Origin of the sequence: Dyella sp. GSA-30 (assembly GCF_027924605.1) — a bacterium.
GTDB lineage: Bacteria > Pseudomonadota > Gammaproteobacteria > Xanthomonadales > Rhodanobacteraceae > GSA-30.
In genome coordinates this window covers 2,936,093-2,955,986 of record NZ_AP027042.1, presented here as the reverse complement: position 1 = coordinate 2,955,986, position 19,894 = coordinate 2,936,093, and the positions used below count along the sequence as shown (strand labels likewise).

At 62.1% G+C, this 19,894-nt stretch carries 9 protein-coding genes and 1 tRNA gene; 3 read left to right on the top strand and 7 right to left on the bottom strand.

Features of this window, described 5'->3' with window-relative positions:
• Window positions 1-90: 90 nt before the first annotated feature.
• From QMG46_RS12895 to QMG46_RS12880, 4 genes are all read right to left on the bottom strand, one after another.
• Window positions 91-1,101, bottom strand: a complete 1,011-nt coding sequence (locus QMG46_RS12895) for a LysR substrate-binding domain-containing protein (protein WP_281848236.1) — start codon at window positions 1,099-1,101, stop codon at window positions 91-93.
• A gap of 481 nt (window positions 1,102-1,582) precedes the next feature.
• Complete coding sequence (locus QMG46_RS12890; RefSeq protein WP_281848235.1) at window positions 1,583-2,512, bottom strand: 5'-nucleotidase; 930 nt, start codon at window positions 2,510-2,512, stop codon at window positions 1,583-1,585.
• Between the two features lie 34 nt (window positions 2,513-2,546).
• Complete coding sequence (locus tag QMG46_RS12885) at window positions 2,547-3,308, bottom strand: NAD kinase (RefSeq protein WP_281848234.1); 762 nt, start codon at window positions 3,306-3,308, stop codon at window positions 2,547-2,549.
• A gap of 122 nt (window positions 3,309-3,430) precedes the next feature.
• Entirely contained in the window at window positions 3,431-8,359 is a 4,929-nt protein-coding gene (locus QMG46_RS12880) for an NAD-glutamate dehydrogenase (protein WP_281848233.1), read from the bottom strand.
• 600 nt (window positions 8,360-8,959) lie between these two features.
• On the opposite strand from QMG46_RS12880, the gene QMG46_RS12875 reads away from it, so the two are divergent.
• Together QMG46_RS12875 and QMG46_RS12870 are read left to right on the top strand one after the other, a co-directional pair.
• On the top strand, window positions 8,960-10,171 hold the full coding sequence (locus QMG46_RS12875; RefSeq protein WP_281848232.1) for an efflux RND transporter periplasmic adaptor subunit: 1,212 nt from the start codon (window positions 8,960-8,962) through the stop codon (window positions 10,169-10,171).
• A 15-nt stretch (window positions 10,172-10,186) separates the two neighbouring features.
• The gene (locus QMG46_RS12870) at window positions 10,187-13,399 is read left to right on the top strand and encodes an efflux RND transporter permease subunit (protein ID WP_281848231.1); all 3,213 of its coding nucleotides are present in this window, start codon (window positions 10,187-10,189) and stop codon (window positions 13,397-13,399) included.
• Window positions 13,400-14,686: 1,287 nt separating this feature from the next.
• On the opposite strand, the gene QMG46_RS12865 is transcribed toward QMG46_RS12870, so the two are convergent.
• Together QMG46_RS12865 and hisS are read right to left on the bottom strand one after the other, a co-directional pair.
• Complete coding sequence (locus QMG46_RS12865; RefSeq protein ID WP_281848230.1) at window positions 14,687-16,576, bottom strand: HAL/PAL/TAL family ammonia-lyase; 1,890 nt, start codon at window positions 16,574-16,576, stop codon at window positions 14,687-14,689.
• 84 nt (window positions 16,577-16,660) lie between these two features.
• Window positions 16,661-18,049 (bottom strand): histidine--tRNA ligase, encoded by a 1,389-nt coding sequence (gene hisS, locus QMG46_RS12860; protein ID WP_281848229.1) that lies wholly within the window; start codon window positions 18,047-18,049, stop codon window positions 16,661-16,663.
• A gap of 164 nt (window positions 18,050-18,213) precedes the next feature.
• Between hisS and QMG46_RS12855 the strand changes: the two genes are divergently transcribed.
• A tRNA-Pro gene (locus QMG46_RS12855) sits at window positions 18,214-18,290 on the top strand.
• A 176-nt stretch (window positions 18,291-18,466) separates the two neighbouring features.
• Here the strand turns inward: QMG46_RS12855 and QMG46_RS12850 are convergent.
• Window positions 18,467-19,843: a phosphatidylinositol-specific phospholipase C gene (locus QMG46_RS12850; protein ID WP_281848228.1), complete on the bottom strand. Its 1,377-nt coding sequence runs from the start codon at window positions 19,841-19,843 to the stop codon at window positions 18,467-18,469.
• Window positions 19,844-19,894: the final 51 nt, after the last annotated feature.

Below are 19,894 nucleotides of genomic sequence, written 5' to 3'. Positions count from 1 at the left end.
GCCTGAACCTACGGCCAAAAGAAGGCAGCGTGACGTCTACGGCGTGCCACCTGACTGCCATCCGGGGATCGTCAGCCTGGAGACAGGGCACTAGCTTGGTTTTGAGCGATAGGGCTCGGCCATAGCCTTGTCGATGTGACCTGGCATGGTCCCGTTGGCGGAGGAGGAAGGCGGGGCGCCTGCTTCTTGCTGGAGCCATTGTCGAAACGCCTGCAATGACTTTGCCGGAGCCGGATCGGAGCGCGTGACAAACCAATAGGACTGATGCCCCTCTACGTGGACATCGAGCACCTGGACCAACGGGCCCTCCTGCAGCTCACGGGCAACCATCCGCCAGTCGGCAATGGCTATACCCAACCCGTCCACCGCCGCACGAATCGCCATATCGGATTGATCGAACTCGTAACCTGCATCGACGTTGACCCCGGTAATCCCCGCCGCCTCCAGCCAACGCGCCCAGCTACGCTGCCGCTGACCGTCGGCCGAAAGCACATGCAGCAGCGGAACGCGAGAGAAGTCAGGTACGTCGTTACCGCCTGCACACAACAGACTTGGTGAACATACGGCAATGCTTCGCTCGCGCATGAGAAAGGTGCTGTCGAGCTCGCTCCACTCTCCGTCGCCCCACCGAATGGCGCAATCGATCCCTCCCGAGCCCGAGAGGTTATCTCTCGCAAAATTGGTCAGGGTGATCTCGATATCGGGATGCAGTTCGCGCAGGCTTGAAAGCCTAGGGAGCAGCCAGCGGCCCGAAAACGTCGGCGGTGCATTGACACGCAGTCGACTCACATGCCGTCGGTCTCGAATATCGCGTACCGTGAGTTCGATCTTGTCGAAGGACTGCTTCAGCGCGCGCAGTAACAAACGCCCCGCATCGGTGAGTTGCAAATGATGATGACGCCGCAGCAGAAGCGGCTCGCCCAGCTGGATCTCCAACTGGCGCACCTGCCGACTGACGGCACTCTGGGTAACGTTCAACATCTCCGCTGCCCGGGTGAAATTACCCGTCGTACCAGCTACTTCAAATGCCTTGAGCGAATTGAGCGGTGGCATCTTCCGTTTCATCGCCGGCTCTCCTTGCAATGTTTTCGACGCTTCCATGTCAACGAAGCTCGAAGGTCTACCATTACTGCCTTGAGGACACGTCCTTGTCCTTGGGGCAGCACCCGCCGTGTCAACACAGGTTGTGTCAACACAGTTACTCAGATGAGCATCGACTCGGCTATCGCAACATCAAAATCGCTCACGCTCTCTTAAGCGCCGTTACTGGTTCGCCTGTCCGACGAAAGACTGTTTGCGAAACTTGAACGCCTTTGGCAAGGATGCCGCGGGTCGTCGATGTCCATAGCTCTGAATCCTTTCATGAGCTGTTCCCGACACAACGCTACCCGTCGATATCGAGCTGCGAAAGTGTGCTGGGGTCGACAACAAAATTAGAAGGGTCGGCGTCTTGGCGCAACCGATTAAATCGAAGATTCAATCGGAGAAAAATGCCTTACGTTCCAGGCAAGGCCAAAGAGCCGCGTGGAGTAAGCCGGCTAGCCACATGAATTAGAAAGATATTTCCCAAGAAGATGGGCTATCAGTTGTTGCTGACGCCATGCGGCACATGACCCGTCGCAACATGCCTGCGTGCGGACTCGACATTCGCTGGCGAATCGTCGAAGAAGATATCCGCGCCGAAGGCGTCCAGGAATGGCCCTTTGTCGCGGCCTCCCAGAAAAAGCGCCTCATCGATGCGTACGCCCCAGCGCCGCAGGGTCAAGATCACGCGTTTGTGCGCCGGTGCGGAACGCGCCGTGACCAGGGCCGTGCGGATGGGCGAATTCTCGGCGGGAAACGCCGTCTGCAGGCGATGCAACGCGGTAAGAAACCCGCGAAACGGGCCTACCGACAAGGGCGTATCGGCCTGTTCGCGCTCGTTGCGATGAAATGCCTCGAGCCCTTCCTCGCGTGACACACGTTCGCCTTCGTCACCGAAAATGACAGCATCGCCGTCGAACGCGATACGCAGCTGCTCGGTCGCGCGCGGCGGCGCGACTGAGGGCAGAATGGTTGCGGCAGCAACGCCGGCGGCTAGTGCACGGCCAACATCTTCGGCATTGGCGGAAAGAAAGAGGTCGGCCTTGAACGGCGCGATGTAGTCCGAGGTTGGCGCGCCACTGGTAAACGCCGCGCGGCTGATCTCCAGGCCGTAGTGCTGAATCGCGTTGAAGATGCGTAGCCCCGTATCGCCTGAGTTGCGCGACAGCAAGATGACTTCGACGGGCGGCAGGTCGCCAGCGAGCTTGTTCAAGCCCAGTAGTTTCTGCACCAGCGGAAACGCTACGCCCGGTTGCAGAATCTCATTCTCGTGCTCGATCTGGAATGCCCGATAGGCATCCAGCCCGTCGCGCTCGAACAAATCGTGGCTGTCGCCAAGATCGAACAATGCGCGCGAAGAGATAGCCACGACCAGTCGATTGTCGGCAGCGGCCTTGGGATCGTGAGCGTCGGAAGTTGAGCGTGTCATGGCAAGCAATCTAGCAGACGAGGTTGTCGGCAAGTCAGTCCGGAGCGAATTGCTCGTCGAGAATACGCTGCTCGAGGTTATGTTCCGGATCGAACAGCAAGCGTACGCCGTGTTCGGTTTGCTGACGGATTTCGACCAGTCGCACGTCGCGCACTTCATGAAAATCCGCCGTCGCACTGACCGGGCGCTTGCCCGCGTCGAGCACCCGCAGGCTGACCACCGTCCGGTGCGGCAGGATCGCGCCACGCCAACGGCGCGGACGGAACGGACTGATCGGCGTCAGCGCCAGCACATTGCTGTCAAGCGGCAGAATCGGGCCGTGCGCCGACAGGTTGTAGGCGGTCGAGCCGGCAGGTGTGGAGACCAGGATGCCGTCGCAGACCAGGGTTTCCAGTTTGACCGCGTCGTTCAATTTGACTTCGAGATGCGCCGCCTGGTTGGTCTGACGCAATAGCGACACCTCATTGAACGCCAACGCCTGATGCACGTCGCCGCCGCCACAGGTCACCCGCATTTCCAGCGGATACAGCAAGGCAGCATGCGCGCGCTCGACGCGCTCGGCCAGGTCGTCGGTCCGGTGCTTGTTCATCAGAAAGCCGACGCGACCGAGCTTCATGCCGTACACCGGCGCCGCCGTTTCGCGGTAGGTATGTAGCGTGCGCAACATGAAACCGTCGCCGCCCAAGGCGACGATCACGTCGGCCTCGGTCGGCGCGACGTCCTTGTAGCGATCGACAAACTTGCGCCGGGCCTGTTGGGCAACCGTAGTCTCGCTGGCGACAAAGGCAAAACGCATGGGCGGCTAGCCATCCTTGATCGAAGTGCTCAGTTGAGCCCAGATAGCATGAAGGCGCAAGACCGGAATGATCTTACGCCTTCACACTTTATCGCCCGGCCCCTGGAACGGGCCGGCGGCGATCAGCCGAGCGGCACCTGCGCCAGCTGTGCCAGACGACGCACCGCCACGGAGGCGATCGGATAGTCGGCATTCTGCGTCAGGATTTCCGCCAGCATGCTGCGGGTGTACTTCAGCGTGGCATCGTCACGGTTGAGCCATGCCTGCACCGGCGACACGTCCTTGCTGTTGCCCGCCAGGGCAAGCACCTGCAAGGCGAGCGCGCGATGCTGATGGGTCAGCTCGTCCAGCAGCGAACCGCGCGCCTGTGCATGCCAGTGTCCGTCCACCGGCAACGCCTCGATCTGGTCGCGCAACCATTCCAGATCCAGCGCCTCACCCAGTTCGTAGAACACGCCGGCCACCTGATCGATCGGCTGGCCGCTCTGCTGGGCCACCTCGACAATGTCCAGCATCGGACGCTGCACCGGCAGACGCGACAGGCGTAGCGCCAACTCGGGCGGCAGACCCAGGCCTTCCCACTTTTCCTGGCTGGTGGAGAAGTCGGCATTACCGGTGGCGGTCAACACGCCGGGCAATGCGCTGCTCAGCACGCTCACCCCGGCGTGATAGCGCTCGACGTTGGCAGCGATATCCAGCGTGCCGCCCGGACGGTTGAGCAGCCAGCGTGTCAGATGACGCAGCAGCGACCAGATCTGCATGATCGCGTCGATCTGGGTGTCTTCGGCCACCTTGCTGTCCAACGCTTCGATCTGTGCCCACAGGTCGCGGGCGCCGAGGATTTCACGCGCGGCGGTATAGGCCTTGGCGATCGCCGCCGGGCCCTGCCCCGTGTCTTCCTGCATGCGCATCATGAAGGTGGCGCCCATGCGGTTGATGGTCGAGTTGGTCACCGCGGTGGCGATGATCTCGCGCTTCAAGCGATGGCGCTGCATGTGCTCGGCGTACTTCTCGTGCAAGGGCGCCGGGAAGTAGCGCACCAGTTCCTTGGACAGGTACGGATCTTCCGGCACGTCCGATTCGAGCAGTTGCTGATATAGGCGCAGTTTGTCGTAGGACAGCAGTACCGACAGCTCCGGACGGGTCAGGCCCTGGCTGCGCGCCTTGCGCTCGGTCAGCTCCGATTCGCTGGGCAGGTTCTCGACCTGACGGTCGAGCGTGCCTTCGCTCTCGAGAATGCGGATGAAATGCGCCATCGAACCCAGGCGACGCACCGACTGATGCTCCATCAGGGTAATCGCCTGGTTCTGGCGATAGTTGTCCCACAGCACGAGGTCGCCGACCTCATCGGTCATCACCGCCAGTTGCTTGTTGCGACCCTCGACGGTGATCTCGTTACGCTGCACAGCATCGTCGAGCAGAATCTTGATGTTCACCTCGTGATCGGAGGTATCCACGCCGGCCGAGTTGTCGATGAAGTCGGTATTGAGCAGCACGCCATGCTGGGCGGCTTCGATACGGCCCTTCTGGGTCAGACCCAGGTTGCCGCCCTCGCCCACCATCTTGCAGCGCAGTTCGCCACCGTTGACGCGCAGCGCGTTGTTGGCGCGGTCGCCCACATCCGCATGCGTTTCGCTCGATGCCTTCACATAGGTACCGATGCCGCCGTTCCACAACAGGTCGACCGGCGCCTTCAGGATCGCGCTCAGCAGGTCGCTCGGCGCCAGCTGCGTGACTTCGGGCTTGAGGCCCAGCACCGCACGCACTTCCGGCGAAATCGGAATCGACTTGAGCGTGCGCGAATACACGCCACCACCAGCGGAGATCAGCGACTTGTCGTAATCGTCCCAGCTCGAGCGCGGCAGCTTGAACATGCGCTCGCGCTCGGCGAAGGAGCGCGCCGTATCAGGATGGGGGTCGAGGAACACATGGCGGTGATCGAACGCGGCCAGCAGGCGGATATGCTTGGACAACAGCATGCCGTTGCCGAACACGTCGCCGGACATGTCGCCGATGCCGACACAGGTGAAATCCTGGCTCTGGCTGTCGCGGCCGAGCGCACGGAAATGGCGTTTCACCGATTCCCACGCACCGCGCGCGGTGATGCCCATGCCCTTGTGGTCGTAGCCGTTCGAGCCGCCCGATGCGAATGCGTCGCCCAGCCAGAACCCGTGCTCCACCGAAATCGCATTGGCGATATCCGAGAACGTCGCAGTGCCCTTGTCGGCAGCCACTACCAGGTATGGATCGTCCTGGTCATGGCGCACGACGTCGTGCGGTGGCACGACCTTGCCCTCGACCAGGTTGTCGGTGATGTCGAGCAGGCCGCTGATGAACATGCGATAGCAGGCAATGCCTTCGGCCAGCTGCGCGTCGCGATCGCCGTTGACCGGCGGACGCTTGACGAAGAAACCGCCCTTCGAGCCGACCGGCACGATCACGGTGTTCTTCACCATCTGCGCCTTCACCAGGCCCAGTACTTCGGTACGGAAGTCTTCGCGACGATCGGACCAGCGCAGGCCACCACGCGCCACCGCACCGAAGCGCAGGTGGATGCCTTCCACGCGCGGTGCGCTGACGAAGATCTCGCGATACGGCACCGGTTTGGGCAGATCCGGCACGCGACGCGAATCGAACTTGTAGCTGATGTAGCCGCGATGCGCGCCATCCCACTGCTGGAAGAAGCTGGTGCGCAACGTGGCGCGGATCAACGACATGAAGCTGCGCAGGATGCGGTCTTCGTCGAGGCTGGAGACGGTTTCGAGCAGCGTACCGATGGCTTCTTCGAGCACGGCGATCTGCTCGGCGCGCGGACGCGCCATGGCACCGATCATGCCGTCGATCAGCGCCGGCTGGGCGGCACGGATCGATTCGGGGATCAGCGCATGCATCTCGGCCGTGAAGGTGTTGCCGGCGGCTTTCAATTCATCGACGGTCAGCTGCTCGCGACGCGGATCGAACTTGGCCAGGAACAACTCGACCAGCAAGCCGGCAATCGCCGGATAGCGGTTGAGCGCGTCTTCCATATACGACTGCGAGAACGCCACGCCGGTCTGCAACACATATTTGCAGTAGCCGCGCAGCATGGCGACCTGGCGCCAGTTCAACTTGGCACCGAGCACCAGGCGATTGAAGCCGTCGTTTTCGGCATTGCCGCGCCAGATCTGCTCGAACGCGTCTTCGAACAGGCTGCCGACCTGCTCCACGCCAAAGGCGAGGTTGCCGACCGGTTGCACTTCGAAATCCTGGATATACAGCGTGCCATCACCCATCGGCAGGTCGTACAGATGCTCGGTGAGCACGCGCAGGCCGAGATTTTCCAGCTGCGGCAGGATTTCCGACAGCGGCAGATCCGAACCGCTACGGTAGACCTTGAAGCGCAGCGCCTCCGGGCGATGCTCGGGATGGTAGAACGACATCCGAATAGCGTCGTCGCCCTTGAGCTGCGACAGCTGATACACGTCTTCGGCCGCCACGCTGGGCGAAACGTCTTCCACATAACCGGCCGGCAAGGCCTTGCCGTAACGGTTGGCAAGCACGACACCGTCATGCTCACCGCGATCGCGGATCAGCATGTCGCGTAGTTCATCGTGCCAGTTGCGCACGATCACGGCGACCTGCTGCTCCAGCTGCTGCGCGTCGTACACGGCGTGGTCACCGATCTTCGGGCGCACCACGACATGCAGGCGGGCCAGTGCGGCCTCGCCCATCAGCACGGCCGAATCGACCGTCTCGCCGTGCAGCGCGTCACGCAACAAGGTTTCCACGCGCTCGCGCACCGCGGTGTTGAAGCGGTCGCGCGGAATATAGACGATGCAGGTAAAGAAACGACCATAACGGTCGCGGCGAATGAACAGACGCGTACGTGCGCGCTGGCGCAGTTCGAGAATGCCGCTGGAAGTGGTGTTGAGCTCGTCTTCGCTGCTCTGGAACAGCTCGTCGCGCGGCAGCGTTTCGAGAATGTGGCGCAGCGACTTGCCGGAATAGGAGTCGCGCTTCAGGCCCGAACGCGCCAGCACCGTCTCGACCTTCTGACGCACCATCGGCACGTCCTGCGGGCGCGCCATATAGGCGTTGGACGAGAACAGGCCCAGGAAACGCTGCTCGGCGATCGGGCGGCCGCTGTCGTCGAACTTCAGCACGCCCACGTAATCCATGTAACCGGGACGATGCACGACCGAACGGGCATTGGTCTTGGTCAGGATGATCGCATCGGTCGAACCGGACTGCGGCAGCTCGCTGGCGACCAGGGTGCGCAACGAGCGCGGGGCAATCGAGCGCTCGCGCTTGTGCAGGATGCCCAGGCCCGAGCCCTCGACGGCGCACAGCACCTGTTCGCCGTCAGCCTGCTTGACCTCGTATTCGCGATAGCCGAGGAAGGTGAAGTTGTCGTCGGCCAGCCAGTGCAGGAACTCGGTTCCCTCCTTGACCCCGGCGGCATCCAGCGGCAGTTTGCGCTGCGGCAGATCCGCGGCGATCGCCAGCGCCTTGTCGCGCATCGTCGCCCAGTCGCGGACGGCGTCGCGCACATCGTCGAGCGCACCTTCAAGCTGGGTGCGAAGCTGCACCAGTTCGGCCTCGGTGGCCACGCGGTCGATCTCGAAATGCATCACCGATTCGGAAGCATCGCCGTCGTCGCCCAGGCGTTGCAGCTTGCCGGCGGCATCGCGGGTCACCTTGACGACCGGATGGATCACGGCATGGATCGGCCACTGCGATACGCTCATGGTCACCGTATCGACCAGGAACGGCATGTCGTCGGTCACCACCTGTACCAGGCTGCGGCCGGCGAAGCCGGTTTCCGGGTTGACGACACGCACCGAGGCACGCCCCGGCTGGCGCTGCTGCATGAAGTCGATCAGGCCGGCGACCAGCGTGGCCCATTCGGCACTGGAATGCAGGTCAAGGTCGGTGGCGCCAATGCGCGCGAAGAAAGCGTCGATAAAAAATTGCGCCTCTTCAAGGCGCGTCGTTGAAAATCCATTCTTCTTGAGTTCTTCGAGTACGACGGTCTGGATTAGACGGTCGCCGGACGCACGCATCGCATTCATGGCATCTACTGGTCAGTGGAGACGAAAAAAGCCGGAAAAGAATACGCCTCGCAAGAAAGCGAATCCACCGTGATGCGTGCTGTGCTGCATCAATGTTGTGGCTTCATGCAGGTAGATTTGTCGATGTATGCGACGAAGGCATGACACAAACGATGATGCGCGAAGCCAAGGACAGCGCAGTCGACTGTGTGCTTTCTTGGCAGTTAGTGCAAAAAAAGATCGATATCGATCGATATCAAGTCATTTGGCGCTTACCCACAGGACTGATTTGCGTCAGAATCCGTCTCACACCCTGGTGGGCCGATGCCTAGCCCCACCCTTCCCCAGCCGGAAGCCGCGGATGCTTGCTGCCATCGATACGCAGAAAAACCGCGCTGCCCCCCTATCTGGGGCTAGACCGCGATCCGTGGCAAATTATAAACTGTACGGTGTAGTCTACTACCGTCTAGCGAACCGGACGGCACGATGCCGTGCGCCCACGCCATGGTTCACCCGACCAACGGCACTGGGCAACGTGTTGCGCCGCAGTAAGCTGTCCGATTTAAACATCGCCCCGCGAGGGGTGGCGCCCCAAGTTTACGTAATAAGAATGGAGTCCCCATGAAGTCCTCGTCACTGCGCACACCCCTGCTGTGCCTTGGCCTGCTCTCGCTGGCCGCATGCGGCGGCAAGAAGGAACAAGGTCCGCCCCAGATGCCCACCCCGGAGGTCGGCGTCGTCAAGGCCCAGCCCGTGAGCGCCCCGCTCAGCAAGGACCTGGTGGGACGCCTTTCCGCCTTCCGCAGCGCCGATGTACGCGCCCGTGTTTCCGGCGTGTTGCTCAAGCGCGTGTACGAGGAAGGCACGGACGTGAAGAAGGGCCAGGTGCTGTTCGAGATCGATCCTGCGGTCTACCAGGCCAATGTGGAATCCGCCCAGGCCAACCTCGCCTCGGCCCAGGCGACCTACGTCAACGCGCACAACGCCGCCGAACGCGCCCGTTCGTTGCGTCCGAAGGGCTATGTCTCGCAATCGGACCTGGATGCCGCCGAGGCCAGCGAGCGCAGCTCGGCTGCCGCGGTGAAGCAGTCCCAGGCCGCCGTACAAAGTGCGCGCATCAGCCTCGGCTTCACCCGCGTTACCGCGCCGATCGACGGTCGCGCCGGCCAGCAGCAGGTCACCGAAGGCGCCATCGTGGGTAACGGCAACGCCGACAGCGGCGTCAGCTCCACCCTGCTGACCACGGTCGACCAGCTCGATCCGCTGTACGTGAACTTCACGGTCGGCGCCGCCGACCTGGATCGCCTGCGTCGCGCCCAGACCGCCGGCAACGTCAGCCTCAGCGATCCGACCAAGACCACCGTGCAGGTCGTGTTGCCGGACGGCAGCAAGTACGACCAGCAAGGCTTGCTCGACTTCTCCGGCGCCACAGTCGACCCGACCACCGGCACGATCAATCTGCGTGCGCAGTTGGCCAACCCGGACAAGCGCCTGCTGCCGGGCACCTACGTCACCATCAAGGCGAACCTCGGCCAGCAGAACAACGTGTACCTGGTGCCGCAGCCGGCCGTGGCGCGCGATGTCGCCGGCGGCTACGTGCTGGTGGTGAACCAGGAGGGCAAGGTCGAGCGCAAGAACATCACCGCCAACGACTTGAGCAGCGGCAACTGGATCGTCACCGCAGGCCTCGCCGCCGGCGACCAGATCATCGTGTCGGGCCTGCAGTCCGTCCAGCCGGGTGCCCCCGCCAAGGCGGCGCCCTGGCAGCCGGGCAAGGACGCCGGCCCGCCCAACGGTACGCAGGGCGCCAAGCCTGCGGCCGGCAAGCAGTAACGGGAGTCGACCGATATGCCGAGTTTTTTCATTGACCGCCCGATTTTCGCGTGGGTGGTAGCGATCCTCATCACCATGGTCGGCTGTATCGCCATGCTGAACATGGGTATCGAGTCCTACCCCAACATCGCCCCGCCACAGGTGGTGGTGTCGGCGACCTTCCCTGGCGCCAACGCGGATACGGTGGAGAAGAACGTTACCCAGGTGATCGAGCAGCAGCTCACCGGTATCGATCACCTGCTCTACTTCAGCTCCTCCTCCAACTCCAATGGTTCGGGGACCATCACGCTCACCTTCGAGACGGGCACCAACCCCGACATCGCGCAGGTGCAGGTGCAGAACAAAGTCTCGCTGGCCCAGCCACGCTTGCCTACCGCCGTCACCCAGCAGGGTGTGGTGGTGGCCAAGAACAACCCCGACTTCCTGATGTTCGTGTCGTTGGTGTCCACCAACCCGGAGATCGACGGCAACCGCCTGGCCGACATCATTGCCTCGCAGGTCGCCGATCAGGTTGGCCGTATTCCGGGCGTAGGCAGCACTCGCGTGATCGGTGCCGAATACGCGGTACGCATCTGGTTGAACCCCGACAAGCTGCAAGGCTATGGCCTGTCGGCCAGCACGGTGCTCAATGCCGTTTCCACCCAGAACGTGCAGTTCGCTGCCGGTTCGCTGGGTGCCGACCCGGCGCCGGATGACCAGGCATTCACTGCCACGGTGTCGGCTGAAGGACGTTTCTCCACGCCCGAGGAGTTCGGCAACATCATCCTGCGCGCCAACAGCGATGGCACGGTGGTACGTCTCAGTGACGTGGCCCGCGTGTCCTTCGGTCCGCAGACCTACGGCCTGACCTCCACCTGGAACGGTCAGCCGGTGGGCGGCCTGGGCGTACAGCTGCTGCCGGGCGCCAACGCGCTCGACGTGGCGACCGCCGTGCGCGCCAAGATGGACGAACTGGCGAAGGACTTCCCGCAGGGCGTCAGCTGGTTCGCACCGTACGACACCACCCCGTTCGTGACGGTGTCGATCAACGAAGTGGTGCATACCCTGATCGAGGCGATCATCCTCGTCTTCCTGGTGATGCTGATCTTCCTGCAGAACATCCGCGCCACGATCATCCCCACCCTGGTGATCCCGGTCGCGCTGATGGGTACCTTCATCGGCTTGATCGCGCTGGGTTTCACCATCAACCAGCTGACCTTGTTCGGTATGGTGCTGGCGATCGGTATCGTGGTGGACGACGCGATCGTGGTGATCGAAAACGTCGAACGCATCATGACCGAGGAGCACCTCCCACCCAAGGAAGCTACCCGCAAGGCGATGGGCCAGATCACCGGCGCCGTGGTTGCGATCACGGTGGTGCTGGCGGCGGTGTTCGTGCCTTCGGCCTTGCAGGCCGGCGCTTCTGGCGTGATCTACAAGCAGTTCGCGCTGACCATTGCCGTGTCGATGGGCTTCTCGGCCTTCCTGGCCCTGTCGTTCACGCCGGCGCTGTGCGCCACCATGCTCAAGGAAACGCACCACGAGAAGAAGAACGCGGTGTACCGCGGCTTCAACAAGGTGTTCGACTGGGTCACGCATACGTACAGCGGCCACATCGGCAGCGCCACGCGTCATGCACCACGCTGGATGGTCATATTCGCACTGGTCGCCGTGCTGGCCGGTTTCCTGTACACCAAGTTGCCGACCAGCTTCGTGCCGAGCGAAGACCAGGGCTTTGCGCTGGCCATCGTGAACCTTCCGCCGGGCGCCACCCTCAAGCGCAGCGAACAGGTGATGGCCGAGATGCGCGAGCGCATCAAGAACAGCCCGCTGAACGACGATATCGTCGGCATGTACCAGATCAGCGGCTTCAGCTTCGTCGGTCAGAGCGAAAGTGCGGGCATGGCCTTCATCAAGCTCAAGGACTGGAGTGAGCGCAAGATCACTGCGGACGAGCTGATCATGCAGGCCAACGGCGTGCTGCACGGCATTCGCGACGCGCAGATCTTCGTGGTCAACCTGCCCACCATCCGCGGCCTCAGCCAGTTCGGCGGCATCGACATGTACCTGCAGGCTCGCGCAGGCCAGACGCATGGCGAACTGATGCAAGCCATGGGCATGGTGCTGGGCAAGTCCCAGGGCAACCCGGCCCTGCTGGGCACGCGTCCGAACTCCCTGCCCGATGCACCGTTGTGGGACATCAAGGTGGACCGCGTGCAGGCCCAGTCGATGGGCTTGTCGGTCAGCGACGTGTATACGGCCATCCAGCTCACCCTGGCGCCGATCTACGTCAACGACTTCGTCTACGGCGGCCGCGTGAAGCGCGTCTACATCCAGGCCGACCAGGCCTACCGCATGGGTCCGGACGCACTGCAGCACGTGTTCACGCCCAGCTCGCTGGCCAACAACAACACCAGCTCGGCGGTCAATCCGTACAACATGATTCCGATCTCCAGCGTGGTGAAATCCGATTGGAGCACGGGCTCGCCGGCACTGACCCGCTACAACGGCTATGCCGCGGTGGAAATCGTCGCCAGCGAAGGCAAGGGATACTCCACCGGCCAGGCCATGGGCGCGCTGCAGAGCATCGTGGACAACGACCTGCCCAAGGGCTTCGGCTCCGACTGGACCGGCCAGTCCTACCAGGAAATCCTGGCAGGCAACTCGGCCACGCTGTTGCTGGTGCTGTCGATCGTCATCGTGTTCCTGTGCTTGGCGGCGCTGTACGAAAGCTGGTCGATCCCGGTCGCCGTGTTGCTGGTAGTACCGCTGGGCCTGCTGGGTACGGTGGTCTTCTCCATGCTGCGTGGCCTGCCGAACGATATGTACTTCAAGATCGGCATGATCACGGTGATCGGCCTGGCGGCGAAGAACGCGATTCTGATCGTGGAATTCGCGGTGGAACAGCAGCAACAAGGCAAGTCGCTGTTCGACGCGGTAGTGACGGCCTCTCGCTTGCGACTGCGCCCGATCCTGATGACCTCAATGGCGTTCATCCTGGGCGTGTTCCCGCTGGCGGTCTCCACCGGCGCAGGTGCGAACTCCCGCCATGCGATCGGTACGGGCGTGATCGGCGGCATGCTGTTCGCCACCTTCCTCGGCCTGCTGCTGATTCCGGTGTTCTATGTGAGCGTGCGTCGCTTGCTGGGCGATAAGCTCGACGAGCCGTCGGGCAAGCTGCCGCATCATGGTGGCGGAGATCATCAGCCGCCGGCTTCGTTTGATTCGGATCCGCATCGCGGGACTTGATGTGGGTTGATCGGTAGTGATCGATCGGAGAGAGGCGCACTTTGGTGCGCCTCTTTTTTGTTGATGCGCATTCCTTCTACACAACCTTATGTCGTCATTCTGGCGTAGGCTGGAACCCGGTGGCGCCAGTGCTCGGTTCTTGCCTGGGTGTTCGGGCGACCTGGTCGCTTGCGCAGCCTCCCCTACTTCGTCATTCCGGCGCAGGCCGGAAGCGCTTTTCAACAGCGAAGCTGGTCATCCAGTGGTGTCAGTGTTTGGTCCTTGCCTGTGTGTTCGGGCGACCTGGCCGCTTACGCAGCGGGCGTTTCGAACGCCTGCCGGCGTCCGAGTCACTTTCTCTTTGCTGGCCCACGCTTGCGCGTAGCGCATGCGAACGGCGAAGCCGGCCCGGAGGGCGGAGGACCTTTAGGTCCGGAGTAAAGAGAAAGTAACCAAAGAGAGAATGGCCTTTAGAGCCAAGGCTCTGAGCAGCATTGAGAGATAAAACCGTTCGTGCCGTCTACTCGAATCGGCAGGGGACACTTCTGGCGCTTCTGAGGTGCGCCGGATTTGTGCGCGAGGCGTCGTGGCAGTGAGGACTTAAAGCGTTCCCCCTCACCCTAGCCCTCTCCCCCGGCGGAGCCAGGGGAGAGGGGACTGACTGAGGGAACCTAAGTGTTGCGTCTTCTCGCTACCTGCTCCCTCTCCCCTGGCTTTGCCGGGGGGGAGGGTTGGGGTGAGGGGGCCGGGTGCTCGCGGGAACATCCCCACAGCGCAGCTTTGCCCTTGGCAAGCGATGCGCAGCGAGCGGTCAGCTCTTCGGGCCCCCTCGGGAGCCGAGTGAGGTTTGGACGATAAGGCCCCCGAAGGGGGGACTCGGCATGGACGCCGAGTCCTTTTCGACAGGACAAGGATGTTCCCGGATCAAGTCCGGGACAGGCTCTGTCGAAAAGCCCGGCCAAACCTCACAGTCGCGCAGCGACGGCGGACTAGAGGTGTCGTTTCTTTGGTTATCTTTCTTTACTCCGGGCCTTACGGCCCTCCGCCCTTCGGGCCGGCTAACGCCGTTCGCACTGCGTGCGTGGACAAGCAAAGAAAGTAACTCGGCGACCGGCAGGTCGGCGAAACACGCCGAAGGCGACTTTCTAGTTAGAGCGTCCAACGCTCTCGCGACAACCCAACACCGAAGGCACTGGATGACCAGCTTCGCTGTTGTAAAGCGCTTCCCGCCTACGCGGGGATGACGAAGTTGTGGTGCTACGGGAGTCGTGCGGGCGTGCGGCGCAATGGCGATATCAAAAACAACAACTACCCAAACGCCCGATCCCGAACCAACTCACAAACCACCCGCACATCCGAATCCATCGCCCGATCCCGCGCCATGAACCCGATCTGCTGGCGCAATACCGCATGCGCATCGCGCACCGCCTCGCCAGCATGGAAGTCGCCGACCTCGGCCAACGCCGCCATCAACTGCTTCACCTCTTCGACAAACTGCGCGTAGTGCGGACTGTCCTCACGCGGCGCATTGGCGATCTTGCCTGCAATGGCCTTCCAGTCACCGCGAGCGGCAACCCGGCGTGCGGCATTGAGCATCGCCTGACGGAAATCCAATGCCTGCGCCGCGGTGTACAGCTCCAGCGCCAGCACATGACCCAGGTCGTCGATCATCTCCAGCACATGACGCGCCTCATTGGCACCCATGGAAACATGGTCTTCCGCATTCGCGCTGGTCGGTACGGAGTAAACACTGGCCGGGTGCGCACGCGTGGCCAGGTCATTGACCAGGGCGGCAGCGGTGTACTGCACGATCATGAAACCCGAATCGGTGCCGTCTTCATTGCCGGTGAGGAAAGCCGGCAGACCATCGTTGGTGGCCGGATCGACCAGCTTGTTCAGGCGGCGCTCGGAGATCGAGGCAAGCACGGGAATAGCGGCCTTGACGTAGCTCATCGCCAACGCCAACGGCATGCCATGGAAGTGACCGGCGGAAATCACCTGCTCTTCGATGAACTGCGGATTTTCCGCATCGGGGAAGATCAGCGGATTGTCCGTGACCGAATTCAGTTCGATATCGATCACCCGGCAAGCCTGTGCCCACGCATCGCGTACCGCACCGTGAACCTGCGGCATGCAGCGCAGGCAATACGCGTCCTGCGGCTGGTGCTTCTTGCCACCCTTAAAAGGCAGGAAACGGGCGTAGAACGCCTCGCGCCCATGACGCTGATTGGCCGGGACCCAGTCCCAACCGATATCGAAACTCAGCGCCTGGTCTTCGGGCGTACTCCATGCCTCGGCCGTCCACGACTTGAAGCGCGGTACGAGGTGATACGGAATATCGACCAGGGTGGAGCCAGCAAGCAGCTCGCGCACGTGCGCAGCCGTGTCGACCTGACCCGGATGCGGCCGCAACGCATGCACTTCCGGACGCAAGGCACCGCTGCGGCCGGCAAAGGCATCCAGCGTCGTCGCGGCAGCGAGATCGGCGAGGTCGAGCAAATATTCCAACGAATGCAGAGTCAGCGCCGCCGTAGCAAGCATCTGCGCCGTGCCGTTGTTGAGCGCCAGGCCTTCCTTGAACGACAGACGGATCGGTTCCAGGCCCGCGAGCTTCAGCGCCTCGGCACCCGACATGCGCTTGCCCTGATAGAAGGCCTCGCCACCGCCGAGCAGCACGATCGCCAGATGCGAGAGCGGCGCAAGATCGCCGCTGGCACCGACCGAGCCCTTCTCCGGCACTACCGGCACCACGCCGCTGTTGAGCAACGCGGTCAGCGCTTCGAGCGTCTGCACGCGAATACCCGAATGTCCACGCATCAAGGTGTTGATGCGGATCACCAGCATGGCGCGCACGACATCGGCGGCAAACGGCTTACCGACGCAGACCGCATGGGTAATGATCAGGTTGTGCTGCAGCTCTTCGAGCAGCGTGCCTTCGGGCTTGTCGGGATGCCCACCCGGCAGTTCGTCGCGCAGACGATGCGCACCGAGCAATTTGTCGGCGTTGCTGCCAAAACCCGTGGTGACGCCATAAGTCGGCTCGCCGCAGCTCACCTTGTCGGCGAGAAAATCCGCCGCGCGCTGCACGCGCACCAGTTGGGACTGATCCAGCGCCACGCTCACGCCATGGCGTGCGACCGCCACCAGCTGCTCACGCGTCAGGCTGCTGCCATCGAGAAGAACCGTTTTTGCCGTCATGCCTGCACCGCTACAAATATTCTGGGAAACCCGCACCGGTCTGTAGCGTGAGCGGCCTTCGCCATCTCACGCCGCCAGGTCGGCTCAGGATTGAATGGCTGCTTGCGCCAGTTCGACACGCAGCGTCTTGATCAGTTCGCCGCGCGCCACCTGGAACTGGTCTTCGCGACGCAGGTCCTTCACCGTGACCACGTTATTGGCGATTTCGTCCTCGCCCAGCACGATCACAAAGCGGATACCTGCGCGATCGGCGTACTTGAACTGCTTGCCGAGCTTGCCGCCGTCAAGCACCACCTCGGTGGCGATACCCGCACCACGCAGCTCGCTGGCTAACGCCAGATACGCCGGCATCTGCGCGGCATCCATCTGCGTCACCAGCACGTCGACCGTGCTCTGCGCGGTATTGATCAGACCGGCATCGCGCAGCTGCCAATAAAGACGGGTCAGGCCAATGGAAATGCCAACGCCCGGCAGATGCGACTTGGTGTACTGACCGGCGAGGTTTTCGTAACGGCCGCCCGAGCAGATCGAGCCAATCTGCGGGTGATCGTTGAGCGTGGTCTCGTAGACCGTGCCGGTGTAATAGTCCAGGCCACGTGCGATCGACAAGTTCAGCACGAAATGCGACTCGGGCACGCCAAAATCACGGATCAGGCCGAGCACTTCCTTCAATTCGGTACGCCCCTGCTCCATCGCCTCCGGGCCTGCGCCCAGCGCATCGAGCTTGTCGAACGCGTCCTGCAACGAGGTCGAGCGCACCTGCACGAAATCGAGGATCTTGTTGGCGACATCCGCGCTCAGACCAAACTGCTCACCGACCAGCGTCTCGCGCACATAGTCGGCGCCGCGCTTATCGAGCTTGTCCACTTCACGCAGCACCAGCGTCTGCTGCTCGCCATCGGCCACGCCGAGGCTTTCGAAAAAGCCACGCATCAGCTTGCGGTTATTGAGCTGGATCGTGAACGGACCGATGTTCAGCTCGCGGAACACGCTATAAATGACGGCCGGAATTTCCGCGTCGTAACGCACCGACAAGCTGTCCTTGCCGATCACATCGATATCGCACTGATAGAACTCGCGGAAACGACCGCGCTGCGCCCGCTCGCCGCGATACACGCGCTGCATCTGGTAACGACGGAACGGGAACGACAGGTCGTGCTCGTGCTCGGCGACATAGCGCGCCAGCGGCACCGTCAGGTCGAAGCGCAGCGCCAGTTCCGGCTTGCCTTCCTCGCCCTTCTCCGACGCGTTCAAGGCACCGGTGGACTGCACGAAATAGACCTGGCGCTCGGTTTCGCCGCCGGTCTTGGTCAGCAGCACATCGGAAAACTCGATCACCGGCGTTTCCACCGGCAAGAACCCAAAGCGCTCATAGTTGCGGCGAATCGTGTCCAGCATGCGCTGAAAAGCAATCTGATCGAGCGGCAACAGCTCGAGTACGCCAGGCATGGTACGGGCCGGGGTAAGCGCCATGGAATCCTCTTTTTCACGTGTTAAAGCGCGCCACAAAGGGGTTTGGCGCAGCCGCTTAGGTTACCAGAAGACCGTCCCGAAGCCCGTGCGGCCGGGTCCGGAAAAAAGACCCGGCCCAACCAGTTGCCAAGGCCCCAAAGCGCCATTAAGATATGCGGCTCCCGCGGGGTGTAGCTCAGCCTGGTAGAGCGCTACGTTCGGGACGTAGAAGTCGCATGTTCGAATCATGTCTCCCCGACCAAATAAGAAAAGGCCCTGGAATCGACTGGTTCCAGGGCCTTTTTCTTTGAGCTTCTCGACTGCGTACCCAAGATCCGAAGCCAGCGCTTGCGCCCGCAGCACGACGTCGATCCGCGCCTGGCCGCCGGATCATTTTTCATCCGTTCGAATAGCTGGATGTTCCGCCACGCCTTTTCTTTATCGCCGGAAGGAAAACGCATTGAGGGACACGAGTCGTCTTATCAACGCGCCTCCATAGGGATAGCTAGGAAAGTCCATGGGGACGATGCCATAGCGGCCAAGCGGCATGCGCGCGAGGTAATCGAACAGCAACTGGTTCGTGCCTTGAAAGCTGTCGCCCGATTCGATGCCGGTCGCCAGCGTGCGCGGCCACACGCCGCCGGTCCCGCTGGTAAAATTGATGAACAGATCGCCAAGCCGGTTGTACCTGACCACCTTCTCCTCGAAGAACGGCTTGACGTGATGATCGAACTTGTACGACTTGAACCCCACCGTATAGGACTCGTACTTGTCCTGCACCGTGTAGATCGGTCCTCCCGGCGCCGTCCGCTGAAACGTCTGGTTGTCGGGCCACTGGGTCAGGTCGATACCGAATGGGCCAGTTCCCGCCTTCTTGAAGCGACGCACCAGGACGATGCGCCCCCGTGCCTGATCCAGGGTCGGTACATTCTCGCTTAACGAAAACAGGCCGGGCTTGCTCGCAACGTATTGGCGCATCCGCGCCTCGAACTGATCGTCGCGGTGGTAGGTCTTTGCCTCGTTCTTTACCTGCATCACGATGCATTCCGAAGCGTGCCGCTCCAGGAACTGACTGCATGCATCGAGAACGAGCTGGAAGTTGCGCTCCAGAAACACGTTGCCGTGGAACAACCACAGATCGTCGCGGCTTTTCGATTCTCGGCTCCCCTTCTTGTCGGCGTACTTGAGACGGATATCGATAAAACGAATCCCTTCCTCGACCTGCTGCATCAGCGGCAGGTCCTGGCAGCGGGTGTAGCCGTAGTCGGGGTAAAGATAGGTGGCCGTGTCGTGAGTTCCGGGAATCGTCAAGGCGGCCAGGCTCTTGCTGCCATCGATGTAATGCATCCACCGCTTTTGATCGAAAGCAAACACATCACCCATATCCACGTGCTCACGAACGTAGAGGGGGCCAGGGCTCTGCTCATCGGTCGTGTAGAAGTGCGAACCGTTGAGAGCGGTCGCATACCAGCGCTGCAACTTGACGGGCCGCACGGTGCCACGAGGAGCCACTTCCAGCACGTGGCAGGCGATATAGTGCGGATCGTCCTTGCGAAAGCCGGCGGCGACCGCCCTTTCGCCGTTGGGGTCGGTCGTATAGAAATGCATCAATGGGTTTTCCTTGACCCATCGATAGAGCGGCTTCGTCATGCCGGGTTGCGGCTGATCAAAAACAAAGCACGCAATGCGCTCGAACCGATAGCCCGCTGCCGGCGCGCCCTCCCCGTTAGGGTTCAACGTGTAAAAGTAATCGTGCGTCTGGGGGTGCAGGTAGCGAAAAAAGGGTTTCAGCGCAAGGTCGACAACCGGATCCATAGTCACCTCCTGGTTCATTTCAGGGCACAGCAATTCGCCAGCACTTCTCCG